The organism is Actinospica durhamensis, assembly GCF_018139695.1.
In the GTDB taxonomy this organism is placed as follows: Bacteria; Actinomycetota; Actinomycetes; order Streptomycetales; family Catenulisporaceae; genus Actinospica; species Actinospica durhamensis.
Map to the genome: position 1 here is coordinate 1 of NZ_JAGSOG010000258.1, position 12353 is coordinate 12353.

The window sequence follows — 12353 nt, forward strand, 5'->3', positions numbered from 1 at the left end:
GCCGCGATCCGCGCCCGCAGCTCCGCCGCAAACGCCCGATCCCAGTCCTCGAACGCAGCGGGCTCCGACGCCATCAGCTCCTCGCACCGCGCCGCGTGAGCCTGCGCCACATCGAGCAGCCCCACCACGCACGCCACCGTCGCGATCACATACTCACCGCGCCCGTGGTTGTCCACATTCCCCACCTGCAGCCAGTGATAAGTCGACGCGTAAGCCCCGTAAAGCGCCCGCTCCCGCTCCTCGACCGGGCTCTTCTCCGACAGCCCCCCGTCGATCAGATCCCACGTCCCGTTGTTGAGCTCCACGGCGAACCACCGATGCAGCCGCCCGACATCCCCGTCCGTCGGAACCGTCTTCGCGCCCATCCCACTCCGCCTTTCGCTCCAGCCGCCGCCAAGTTCCCCGACCCTACAGCGATCCCCCGACACGGCTCCGTACGCGGCCTAAGCCCGTGTGTCCCATTCCCATGCCCTCCGGTAGCGCCGGAGCCTGCGGCCGAGCAAGACGGTGGGGAGCACCCAGACGCCCAGGTCGAAGAGCCAGACCAGGAGCACGACCCCGAAGGTCACGCCGTCGGCGGGATCGGTGTCGAAGCACACGATGATCGACAGCGTGGTGAAGATCACCGAGCCCACGAAGAACGCCCAGAAGCCGGTGTATACCAGGGCGCGCACGATTCTCGCGGCGACCGTCCGCGTGGGGCGCCGGTCCTGCACCCACTTCGGTTCCACACCCGGCGGGTACACCGGGATCTGGCGCGGGTCGCGAGCGGGTTGCCATATGACGCGCTGCGCCGGAATCGCCGCGTCGAGGGGGGCGAGGAAACCTGGGGGCGCGGCGAAGAGGTTCGGCTCGATGGCGACCCGGGCTCCGTCACGGTTCCACAGTCGCCTCGCCCCGTCGGGCCAGGCCTGCATCGCCTCGCACTCCGCATACTGGACCGTGGCGAACGATCCGTTCCGGTGCAGACTCAGCGCCGAAGCGCCTACGACCAGCTGCGTACCGGGACCGTCGAATCCCTGGTAGGTCGGGCCGATCGCGGTGACCGCCGAGCCGGTCGGGACCGGGGCGTAACCAGCCTTCTGCACGTCGGGGCTGTGCCCGGGAAGCAACAACAACGCGGAACCCAACGCCTCGGCGGCCGCGGCGCGCACGTCCTCCGCCGTCGAGGTGCGGAATCGGTCGAGCAGAGCGGCCTCGCTCGTCAGCGGTCGGCCGAAGAGCAGGTCTGCGGCGAGGCCGGGGAGCGCCTGCGCGGCCGCGTCCGGCGCCTGGCGGGCCTCGAGCACCCGGCCGCGCACGACCTCCAACAGCGCCGGGTCGATCTCGCCCTCCCGGAGCCGGGCGAGAACGTCCATGAGGGAGCTGATGAGCTTGTCCTGGGTGGCCGGCAGCGCGTCGGCCGTCGCGTGGATCTCGGCGCGTCCGGCGTCGCGCGCGGCGTAGTCGGCGCTGATGGCGTAGGACAGGCCGCTCTCGTGGCGCAGGTGCTTGACCAGCTCTCGCTCGAGGAGCTCGGTGAACAGCCTCGCTGCCGGTCCCCGGCCTACCACCGCGCTCAACCCGACGAGCCCTTGCGGCCCGCCGGAGATGTAGGCGGGCGTGGTCGGCAATACCGAGGAGGGTGTGGGCAGGGACCTGCGCTGCCCGGCGGGAAGCCGCGGGTCGAGCCCGGCCGGAAGCTCGTCCCCGCTGAACCAGAGCACCGCGTTGTCTCGGGTGAAATACCTCGAGGCCCACTCGCGCAGGTCGTCCGGCGTGACCGCGGGAAGCCCCAACTCGCCGAAGCCCGGGATGCCGTAGCCGCGCGCGCCGTAGCGCGAGGCAGCCAGCACGCGGGCCCACCCGAGCTCGCGGTGGCTCGCCTCGGTGTACAGGATCGACTTCTCGGTCTCCAGCCGTTCGAAAGGCAGATCGTGCAGACTTTCGCACACGCTGTGGATGAACTCGACCGCTTCGCTCGCGCTGCCCTGCATGAGGAAATGCGTCACCGTCGAACTTGTCGCGCCATTGTGGTGCACGTCACTCACATCGAGCCGGTGCAGCGCGAGATGCTCGATCAGATGCGTCATCCCCGCGCGCGCCAACGGCTCATCGGCCATGCCGACGCGGAAGGTGATTCCGGCATGCTGTCGGGAGCCGGGCAGAGCCGGGCACAGCAGGACCGGGATGCCGTTCAGCATGCTCTGCCGAACCTCGCGGTCCACCCGATCCGCCCCTTCGACGGGCGCGGGCGGCGCGTCGACGACCGACACGACGGCGCGAGGAGCGTCGGCATCGCTGAACGCGTCGAGCTGCGGGTCCGCGTCGAGTATCGCCTCGTGGATTCGTTGCACAGCGGGCGAGGGGTCGATCCCGAGCTCACGTGAGAGCGATTGGCGCAGCTTCTGGTAGGCGCTGAGCGCGTCGTTCTGGCGGCCGCCACGGTAGAGCGCGAGCATCAGCTGTCTGTGGAACGACTCCTGCAGCGGGTACTCCAACGCCAATGACTGGAGCTCGGCGGTGACTTGCCGGTGCCGGCCCAGGCGCAAATCGCAGTCGATACGGGCATCCAGAGCCTGGAGGCGCGTTTCGCGCAGTTCCTGGACGCGGGCCTCCCACTCTTCGAGCCCTGACACTCCCTCGGCGGGCTCCCCGCGCCACAGCGACAGCGCCGCCGCGAAACTCTCGGACGCGCCCTCCCAGGCACCGGCTTCACGCAGCTCGGTCGCCTTCGCGCACAGTGCGGCGAACTCCGCGGTGTCCAGCTCCCCGGATTCGACATCGATGACGTAGCCGACCGACGCGGTACGTATCCGCCCGCCGCCTTCCGGGCCGAGAAGACGGCGCAGACGCCCCACGTGGTTGTAGAGCGAGGACGCGGCCGTCGGCGGCGGGTCGTACCCCCAGAGCGCCGTGGTCAGCTTGACCGTGGGCACGCTCTTTCCGGCGTTGAGCAGGAGGGCGGCGAGCAGGATCTCAGGCATGCGCTGTTCGATCCGCACCGGCGCGCCCGCCGCGTCGAGCTGAACCGTGACGGGACCGAGCAACCCGAACCGCATGTACACCAACACCACCCGCCGAGTCGTCTGCCGTCGCCGACACAAGTACAGCATTTCGCGGGGTGACTGAGGGCGCAGAGTTCGACCAGTCGTCGCATGCAGCGCGTGTTGGCTCGATGTTGGATGGATGTGCCGCAGGTCAGCGAGGGTTTCTCGAAGACGGATGCCATGCCGGCGGATTGCGCGTGTGCGCTCCGCCGAATCCCGAGCTCCGCCGATCCGGATACCGCCTGCAAGGGAACATGATGCATTCCGCTACCGCGTTACTCGAGTCTGTCCCGTCGAGCCAGACGCCGCCGACCGTTCATCGGCTGCCGGCGACGCGGGACGGCGCCGGCTGCGGCGCCGGCCCCGGCGCCGTCCCCGAGCCCGGCTCTCGGGCGCGATCGGCCTCGATACCCGTGGGACGGCTCGATCTGTCCGGTTCGCCGCGCCTCGGCGGCATCGACAAGCAGCACGTGTCCGCGCTGGCTCAGCTCGCCGCGTCGATGCTGCCTCCCGTACTCGTACATCTGCGCACTCTCCGCGTGATCGACGGAGTCCACCGGGTCCATGCCGCCATCCTGCGAGGAGAGGCGACAATCGCGGCCGAGCTGATCGATTGCGACGAGGCCGAGGCCTTCGTCCGTGCCGTCCAGGCCAACGCGAGCCACGGACTCCCCCTGTCGTTGGAAGATCGCCGGGCCGCCGGACGCAGAATCCTCGAGACGCATCCCCAGTGGTCGGACCGGATGATCGCGAGGACCGTGGGCCTTTCGCCGAACACGGTGGGAGCCCTACGCCGACGCCAGGCCGACGCGGCCGAGGCGAGCGGCCACAGGGTCGGGCTCGACGGCCGCGTCCACCGGCTCAGCCCTGGGGACACGCGCCGTGCCGCACTCGAGGCCCTTGCCCGCAATCCCGCCGCGAGCGTCCGGGAACTGGCGAGGACCGTAGGGATCTCCGTGGGCCGGGCGCATGCGCTGCGCCGCGAACTGCTCGACGCGAAGCCGCACGCGGGCGCCCCGGCCGAGGGGACGGAAGCCGAAGCGACACGGACCGAACCCGGCGGCCGAGTGCTTCCCAGCGCACTGGTCAGAATGCTGGCGGCCGACCCCTCGCTCAGGCTCAACGAGCAAGGCAGGGGCCTGCTTCGGATGTTGGTCACGCAGACCATCGAGCCGGCCCAGTGGTCGAACCTGGTCGACGTCGTGCCCGCGCACCGGGCGGAGATCGTCATCGAACTGGCCGAGAACTTCTCGGAGACGTGGAGCCGGTTCGCCGACGAGCTCAAGCGGCGCTCGCAGTTCGGCTGACGATTCTGCGCACCTGAACGCCGCAGTGTGCTGTGGTCCGGACCCCCGTGCCGGGCCACAGCACACTGCCGCCGGCTACTGGACGCCGGCCGCGGTCAGCCGCGCGGCGATCTTGGAGGCCGTCGACTTCGCGAACGCGGCGCTGCCGGAGTTCGCCGAGCTCAACACCGTGGCGACCGTGTGGCCGACCCGAATCGCCTCGAGGGTGGTCGAACCCTCCCACTGCGGGTCGGAGAGCGTGATCACGACGGAGCCGTCGCCGGGGGACGCGCTGGTGACGACCGAGATCTTGACCGTGCTGCTGGTCTGGGAATCCTTGTACGTCGGGCACTTGGCCACGATGTGGGACAGCGCGGTCATGACCTCCTGGGCCTTCGTGCCCTGGAACGCGTCGATCTCCTGCGCGAACTCCTCCGAGGTGTCCTTGTCGATGTAGTCGTTCTCGGCGAACGACACCGAGCCGAAGCCCGTGAGGCTCACCCAGCTCGTGCCCCCCAGGCTCGAGCAGTCGCTCGCACCGCTCGGAATGGAGGCCGAGGGCGCCTGGTAGTCCGAACCGGTGTCGACACTGCCGCTGGCGTCGAGCGCGTACCCGGCCGGAATGCCCGTGCTGAGAAGGTCGGTCTTGAGCTGGGCCCCGGTCGGCAGCCCCGCATTGGGGTCGGCCGCAGCCGACGCGGACGAGGCGGACCCCGTCGGCTGGGCATCCGTCGAGCCGCCACCCCCCGAGTTCGAGCCGCTGGACGAGCAGCCCGCAACGCTCAGAGAGAGCGCCGCGCAGCCGATGAGGGCGAGCGCGCCCCTGCCCGAAATGGAGAAACTCATCAGTCTGGTATCGCTTTCTGTGGCTTTCGTGGTCCGCTCTGCGGCGCCCGCAGCCCCCCGGCTCGGGCGCTCGAAGCGTAAGGCGCTGCCCGACCAACCAGCCACGTGTTCACTCCTGGCCGAGAACGGCCTCGGCCGCGGCCGCGGCTCTACCGCGTCGTCGGCATGGCGGAGATGAGGATGAGCGCCGTCGCTCCGGTGCCGCCGCGTAGGCGCTCTCCGCGGCGGCGGCGGGCGTGATCTCCTCCCCCGTCGGCGGCGCCTTCACCCTTCGCCAGGACACGTACACGCTCAAGACGCCCGCCCCGTTCTGCGCCGCTATGCAGCGCGCTCCGCTCGACCGATCGCGACCGACCCGGTGGGAAAAAACGCGATCAGGGCCGGTAATCTCAACTGATTACCGGCCCTGATCGCGTCTGTTCACTACTTCAGTTCACTACTTCAGTTCGCCACTGCCTACCGGCGATCGCCGCTGCCGCTACCCCCCCCGTGACCACGAGCTTCGCCCGCTGGCAGATCAAGCCCGTCGCCGATCAGACCACGATGTCGCTACGCACGGGGTGATCCCGATCCGCCGGACATACGAAGATCCGCAGGCGCTGGCTGTCGCCGACGCGCACGCAGGTCGGTTCGCTGGCGCGCCGCTCGCCAGGACGCACCTCCGTAAGCCCGACGTCCTCGATCGGAGCCCAACTGACCGTGCCCGCGTCCCATTCGCAGCTGGGGACGGTGCAGAGATACCGCATCGGCGCACCACACACGCACAGGATCGCGGCGCGCTCATCGCCGAAACTCGACTGCGGGGGGCCGCCGAGCTTCCATCCCGGGGCTGTCGCGAACACTCGCTCGTAGGTACCCACGCCCTCGGCACTGCCGTACTCGTCGCGCTCCCACTGCTCGACGCGCTGCGCGAGCCCACGGTCCAGGGCAGCGGGCTGCGGGTACTCGGTGACGGGCTCGGGGTGCAGCGCGCACGGCTCGGGCACGAACCAGTCGTATTCGATCAGCTGGGGCGCCGGCGGCGTGAAGAGCGTCAGCGGATCGATGTCCAGGTGGAACCGGACGCTGATCCAGGGGGCGCCGACCCCGTTGGACGGTGAATCGGTCTGATCGTGAAGGAGCGGGCACCACAGGACCTGCAGGAGCTCCGCCCCGTGCGGCATCTCGAGCCAGGGCACGTCAGGGGCGTGGATCTGGAGCAGCGGCAGCAGGGGGAACTCGAGTTCATCGGGCGAGTCACACGACCTGGCCCTGTGGTCCTCGAGGTTGTCCTCGAGTTCGTCCTGTTCCTGCTCAGTCAGGCTCCGATGGGCCGACGCGGCGGCCTCGAGCAGCCGGCGTGTCTCCCGAATGTCGGCCGGACTGGAGATCTCGACCTGATCGAACGGCCCGTGGTCGAGCTGACAGGTGGGCCACGGCTCGTCTGGCGGCCACAGGATCGGCCCGCCGACGGAGCTGTCCCACTCCGTGGGCTTCCCGGGGCGCGGATGCAGGCGCACCGCGGTCGCCGAGAGGCCGGCCAGTTCCGGGAAGACTGAGGTGATGTCAAGAGGCCGAGGCGGAGTGACCCGAACCATCACAGAACTCCGAGACTGTAGATCGCGAATGACGCGGCCATCGTACCCACCAACGCCGCCCCGCCCGTGCGGGCGGGCAGGCGGGCGGGCGGGCAGGCAGGCTTCAGGCCGACCCGGCTGTATGACAAAGGGATGACTTCACCAAGCATCCCTCCCGCGCGCCATCAAGCCAGCGCCTGCCCGGTATGCGTAGCATCGCCGCAACAGCCTCGTTTCCGGAGGGCGATCAGGCATGCAGCCCCGACGACGCAACTGGAGACCGAGCCGTTGGCCCGAGCGCCCCACCGTCGCCCGGGCCGTCCAGGTGGGCCGGCGCTCATCCGAACTCGAACTGATGCACCGGGCCCTCGGCTTCGCCGCCCTCGGCTTCGTCGCCATGATGCCCCTGCTCATCGTGATCGCCGACGCCTCCCCCGTGGACTACGGCGGCTTCGGCCAGTGGGTCGCCGACAGCATGGGCCTGTCCGGCCAGTCGGAGCACATCGTCAAGGAACTGTTCGCCCAGTCACGTGGCGCACTGAGCAGCACCGACGTGCTCGGCCTTGTGGTCGTGTGCGTCTTCGGCCAGAGCTTCGCCTCCAGCGTCCAGACCGGCTACGAGAAGGCCTGGGACCTGCGCCCCCAACTTCGGCACCGCCTCTGGCAACAAGTGCTCTGGCTCGCCACGCTGACCGGCCAGCTGTACGTGGTCGCCCTGAGCTCCCACAGCGTGCACGCCTGGACCGGCCTGATCCGCGGAGTGCTCTGGATCGTCCTGTTCTGGTGGGGCCAGTGGATCCTGCTCGGCGGAAGAATCCCGTGGCGCGCCCTGCTCCCCGGCGCCATCCTCACGATGATCGGACTGTTCGGCCTGCGCATCTTCTCCAGACTCGTCTTCGCCCCCATGGTCGTCGACGCCGCCAACACCTACGGCGCCGTAGGCACCGTCCTCATCGTGGTGACGTGGATGGTAGGCCTAGGCTTCGTGGTCTTCGGCGCCGCCCTACTCGGCGAACAATGCCGCCGCGACCGGCTCATCAGATAGTCCGGTCCGCACCGACACCCCCGACACCGCCAGCCGAGGTGGTCGGCCGAAGTGGCCGGCCGGCCTGGCCCCGGCTCTACCGGTTCCGAGCTCCCACGCGCTGTCGATCCACCAGCGCACAAGTACGTACTCTGTGATAACAACGACTCGGACGCAGAGGACGGTCCACGTGGCACTGACGGTGCGCAGGTGGCAGAGACATGGACAAGATCGGCTCTACGTCGATGAGCCGGGGACGGGCAAGCGGCTTCAGCGACTCGAGCACGACGGATGGCACGTCCTCGCCTCAGTCGTGAAGCGCAGCGGCGCAGATATCGACCACATCGTCATCGGCCCGCCCGGCATCTTCACGATCAACACGAAGCATCATCGCGATGCCCGTATCTGGGTGGGCGAACACGCCCTGGCCGTGAACGGCGCTCACAAGCCCTACCTCCCCAGGAGCCGCAGTGAAGCCGCATCGGCCAGCCGGATCCTCAGCGGCGCCGTGGGCGCACCCGTAGCAGTCACGCCCGTCCTCGCCTTCGTCGGCGCAAGCTCCATCAGTCTGCAGGCCGACCGCGGGGATGTCCTCATCGCCCGCGGAGAGGACAATAGACCGCACACTGCGACGCCTTCCCACTCGGTACTCGGCGCAGGAACAAGACCGTGTCTACAGCGTGGCCCGGCGGGCAGAGATCTGGCTCGCCTGACGTCTCACAGGGGCTGGAGCAGGTACCCACTGCCGTACTGCTGCTAGCCGGAAACCGTCACTGCCAGCCGGTCGTGCACAGACCCGGTCACACGTGCGTGGCCTGCACGCCGACCTCGGGTTCCACCAGACGCGCCTCGGCGAACCCGTAGTTCGCGAACCGGGAGAACCGGTCCGCCTGCTCCGGGCTGAAGGCCCTCCTGGGGACCACAACAGTCCGCTTGCGGCTCGGGAAGAGCAGAAAGAACTCGGGAGCCTCCACGATCTTGACGTAGCAACCCCATCCGTTGAAGTGGCCGCCGCACTCCCCACTCTCGAGCTGGAAGGTCCACTTCGCACCCTCGCCAGTGAAGGTGACACCCATACCCTGGACCTGCACCTTCCGGCATTGCCGTTTCAGGACCAGCCTGCGCAGCCATGGCGAGAGAATGAGATAGAGCGCCACCACCGACAGCAGAACCGACGGCATCAAGGACGGCCGCATGTGCTTCGCTGAGCTGAGTGCATAGTTCACTGCGAGCACCAGCCCGTACAGGGCACCCACGACCTGGTTGGCCCTGAGCCGACGCCGAAACGCCGCGATGACACCCCGCGCGAACTCGTCGTCCCCGAGCCGGTCATCAAGACAGATGAACATGGGCCCCTCCCTGCACCGCAGCGGCTACATACTGGCGAGTCCGCCGCAGGATCGCAACCGCACCGAGTATGCGTCCGTACACGCGCCCTCGGCTTCCAGGGCAAAACAGTCAGGGCCGGTAATCTCAACGGATTACCGGCCCTGATCTCTGTGGAGCCAAGGGGATTCGAACCCCTGACCTTTTGTCTGCCAGACAAATGCTCTACCAGCTGAGCTATGGCCCCTTGCAGGTACTTCTTTTTGTTCACTCGCTCCGGCGTCGATCTTACTACACCGATTCGGGTGGTCCCCCCGGTCACAGGCTTCGGTTCCGAGTGGATCCTTGCTGCTCCCGGGCGGGCTCGCCCATATTAGCCAACGCGGGGGCCGGATGGGAAATCGGTTATCCGCCGCAGCTCAGAAGCGGGTTGGGCGGTGCGGGCGACGCCCGCGGTATGCCCCGCCGCACGCCGCCACACGCCGCTCTGAGCCACGTGCGTGACGGCCGTACGTCACGCGTCGCCGTCGTCGCCGTCGTCGCCGTCGTCGGCGTCGTCGGCGTCCTCGGTGTCGTTGGCGTCGTCGCCGATGACGGGTTCGGGGAGGGAGCCGGCGTTGTGCTCGAGCAGGCGCCAGCCGCGGTGGCCTTCGCCGAGGATGGACCAGCAGCAGTTGGACAGGCCGCCCAGGACGCCGGTGAGTTGCTCGGGGAGGTTGAGGAGGCGGGCGATGGAGACGCGGGCGGTGCCGCCGTGGGTGACCACGACGAGGGTGCCGCGGTCGGGGACGCGCTCGAGGGCGCGTTCGATCGCGGCTACGGCGCGGTCGGCTACTTCGGCTTCGACCTCGCCGCCGCCGCGGCGCTGGTGGTAGTGGTCTTTGCGCCAGGCGGCGTACTCGTCCGGGAACTTGGTCTTGATCTCCTCGTCCGTCAGACCCTGCCAGGTGCCGACGTACGTCTCCCTCAGGCCCTCGTCCAGCTCCACCTCGAGCTTCACCAGGCGCGCCAGGGCGCGGGCCGTCTCGGCCGCCCTGTCCAGGTCTGAGGAGATGACGACGGACGGCTCGAGGGCCGCAAGCAGGCGGGCGGCGGTCTGGGCCTGCTCGCGGCCTATCTCGTCCAGGGGGACGTCGGTCTGGCCCTGGAGCCTGCCCTCGAGGTTCCACTCGGTCTGGCCGTGACGCCAGAGCACGATGCGGCGGCCGGTGACGTAGTAGGCGTGGCGGTCGCCCGGACGCCCCGCGGGGACGTCGCGGGCGCTGCCGCTGCTCGGGGCGTCACCGGCGTTGAGGTCGACCGTGCTCACGGCCGGCTCCCGGTCACGGTTTCAGGCAGTTCGATGCGCGGGCAGTCCTTCCACAGCTTCTCCAGCAGGTAGTACTCCCGCTCCTCGCTGTGCTGCACGTGCACCACGATGTCGAGGTAGTCGAGCAGCACCCACCTGCCCTCTTCCTGGCCCTCGCGCCGGGCCGGCTTGGCGCCGAGCTCGATCAGCCGCTCCTCGATGCCGTCCACGATCGCGCGCACCTGGCGGTCGGTGGGCGCGGAGGCCAGCACGAACGCGTCGGTGATGACGAAGACCTCGCTCACGTCGTACGCCACGATGTCGTGCGCGAGCTTGTCGGATGCCGCCTCGGCGGCGGCGATCGCCAGGTCCTTGGCGCGGTCGGTCGCTGTCACTCGGATACCCCTCGTTGGTCGGTTGGTGCTGAGCCCAGGATCTCACGTGGCGTGCACGGGGACGGCTTCGAGGCGACCGGCTGCACCCGAGGGGGTGCAGCACGGCGCCACCCGGGGGCCGCGCAGGGCCGCCGGGGACCGCACGCGGGCGCGGGCGGCTGCTTACTGGGTGCTGGTTACTGGGTACTGCCGGCCAGCTGGGACCAGTCGGCGCCGAGTACGACGGTGACGTCGTCCACCTGGGCGAGGCCGGAGACGATCTTGACCGTGCTGCCGCTCAGGCCGAGGGCGGTGGCGACCTGCTGGGCCAGGCTCTGCTGGGACGCGGAGGAAACCTCGACCACCGTCTTGGCCTGCTCGGACACGCTCGAGCCGGCGTTGAAGGTGTAGCCGGCGTTCTGCAGGGCCGCCTCGGCGTCCGCGAGCAGCGCCTGCGCCTTCGAGCTCGACAGGCCGGTGCCGTCCTCGACGAGCACGCGCGCGGCCTGGCCGGCTGACGCGCCCGCCTGCATGGTGCCGCCGAGCAGCTTGCTGACGAGGGGGGCGGCCGCGGTGTAGTTGAGCGCGTCGGTGCCGTCCTGGCTCAGCGGCAGCACCGCCTCGGTGATCTTCCCGGCCTGCTGCTGCGCGGCGAGGGCGGCCAGGATGGGGCTGAGCTTGCTCAGCGGCATCGAGGGCTTGGTGATCAGGCCGAGCTGGTTGAGCTGGGCGGTGACGGCGTTGCCGAAGGTGGGCAGCTTGACCAGCAGCGCGGTGACGACCTGGCCGAACCGGACCGCCTGGGCGCTGTCGGACTCGCCGGAGGCCTGGTAGGTGGCGTAGGCGACGGTCTGCGCGCCGGTGAGGGTGAGCCCGTTGCCCTGCTTCACGCCGGAGGGGTCGGCGGTGGAGGCGGGGACGGCGGTGTTCGTGGTGACGGTCAGGCCGCCGAGTTCGTCCACGAATATGCCGAAGGTGGTCTCGTCCATGGTCAGGTCGCCGTCGGGGGTGACGCCGAGGGTCGCGGCGACCTCGCTGTCGTCGGCGGGCGGCTCGATCGGGCTGCCGGTCATGTCGCCGCCGAACGGCTGGGTGCCGAAGTCGGACTGGATCTGCATCTTGGCCGGGACGATCACGACCGCGCCGGTGCCGGTGGCGTCCGAGCCGTCCTGGGCGCCGCCGCGGTTGGTCACCAGCAGGGCGTCGCCGACGGAGTCGCCGGAGGCGTCGTCGAGCTGGAACAACAGCATCGACTTGGTGGCGGCCGCGGCGGCGGTCGGGGTGGAGCCGCCGAACAGGCTGTAGGCGCCGTAGCCGGCTCCGGCGAGGGCGAGCACGATCACCACGGCGACGAGCTTCGTGCGCAGGCGGCGCAGCCGTTCGGCCCGGGCGTCGGCGCGGCTCTCGCTGAACTCCAGCCAGCCCTTCACGTCGGGCTCGTCGGCCTCGTCCACGAAGGAGAAGTCGTTGGGCCGGTAGCCGTCCTTGTCGGCCGGTCGGCCGGCGGCGGGGCGGGCCGCGGTGGCGGTGGACGAGGCGGCCGGGGCGTCGTCCGCGTCGGGGTCGAACTCGAAGCTGAACGGTTCGGCGGTGGGCTCGGGGCGCAGCTTGGGCCGGGTGGAGA

General features: G+C 69.6%; 10 protein-coding genes, 1 tRNA gene and 1 pseudogene. 3 read left to right on the plus strand and 9 right to left on the minus strand.

All coding sequences use genetic code 11. The features are described from left to right. Positions 1-365: pseudogene (locus KDL01_RS32845) on the minus strand (hypothetical protein); the annotation flags it as partial. A gap of 78 nt (positions 366-443) precedes the next feature. Beyond that, positions 444-3041 carry a BTAD domain-containing putative transcriptional regulator gene (locus KDL01_RS32850; RefSeq protein WP_212532573.1) on the minus strand — a complete coding sequence of 866 codons (2598 nt, stop codon included), beginning with the start codon at positions 3039-3041 and terminating at the stop codon, positions 444-446. Between the two features lie 401 nt (positions 3042-3442). Between KDL01_RS32850 and KDL01_RS45580 the strand changes: the two genes are divergently transcribed. After that, positions 3443-4336: a ParB and winged helix-turn-helix domain-containing protein gene (locus tag KDL01_RS45580; protein ID WP_212532574.1), complete on the plus strand. Its 894-nt coding sequence runs from the start codon at positions 3443-3445 to the stop codon at positions 4334-4336. Positions 4337-4411: 75 nt separating this feature from the next. On the opposite strand, the gene KDL01_RS32860 is transcribed toward KDL01_RS45580, so the two are convergent. Together KDL01_RS32860 and KDL01_RS32865 are read right to left on the minus strand one after the other, a co-directional pair. Next, on the minus strand, positions 4412-5161 hold the full coding sequence (locus tag KDL01_RS32860; protein ID WP_212532575.1) for a hypothetical protein: 750 nt from the start codon (positions 5159-5161) through the stop codon (positions 4412-4414). Positions 5162-5694: 533 nt separating this feature from the next. Further along, positions 5695-6738: a hypothetical protein gene (locus tag KDL01_RS32865; protein ID WP_212532576.1), complete on the minus strand. Its 1044-nt coding sequence runs from the start codon at positions 6736-6738 to the stop codon at positions 5695-5697. Between the two features lie 232 nt (positions 6739-6970). Between KDL01_RS32865 and KDL01_RS32870 the strand changes: the two genes are divergently transcribed. Both KDL01_RS32870 and KDL01_RS46160 read left to right on the plus strand, forming a co-directional pair. After that, positions 6971-7762, plus strand: coding sequence for a YhjD/YihY/BrkB family envelope integrity protein (locus KDL01_RS32870; RefSeq protein WP_212532577.1), 792 nt, complete (start codon positions 6971-6973; stop codon positions 7760-7762). Positions 7763-8054: 292 nt separating this feature from the next. After that, complete coding sequence (locus tag KDL01_RS46160; protein WP_368861694.1) at positions 8055-8501, plus strand: nuclease-related domain-containing protein; 447 nt, start codon at positions 8055-8057, stop codon at positions 8499-8501. A gap of 40 nt (positions 8502-8541) precedes the next feature. On the opposite strand, the gene KDL01_RS32880 is transcribed toward KDL01_RS46160, so the two are convergent. From KDL01_RS32880 to KDL01_RS32900, 5 genes are all read right to left on the minus strand, one after another. Continuing rightward, positions 8542-9090, minus strand: a complete 549-nt coding sequence (locus KDL01_RS32880) for a YcxB family protein (RefSeq protein WP_212532579.1) — start codon at positions 9088-9090, stop codon at positions 8542-8544. A 151-nt stretch (positions 9091-9241) separates the two neighbouring features. Then, positions 9242-9314: transfer RNA gene (locus tag KDL01_RS32885), tRNA-Ala, on the minus strand. 267 nt (positions 9315-9581) lie between these two features. Next, complete coding sequence (locus tag KDL01_RS32890) at positions 9582-10265, minus strand: histidine phosphatase family protein (protein ID WP_368861695.1); 684 nt, start codon at positions 10263-10265, stop codon at positions 9582-9584. Positions 10266-10372: 107 nt separating this feature from the next. Beyond that, the gene (gene rsfS / locus KDL01_RS32895) at positions 10373-10750 is read right to left on the minus strand and encodes a ribosome silencing factor (protein ID WP_212532581.1); all 378 of its coding nucleotides are present in this window, start codon (positions 10748-10750) and stop codon (positions 10373-10375) included. A 176-nt stretch (positions 10751-10926) separates the two neighbouring features. Further along, a partial coding sequence (locus KDL01_RS32900) for an LCP family glycopolymer transferase (protein WP_212532582.1) occupies positions 10927-12353 on the minus strand: 1427 nt, incomplete at its 5' end.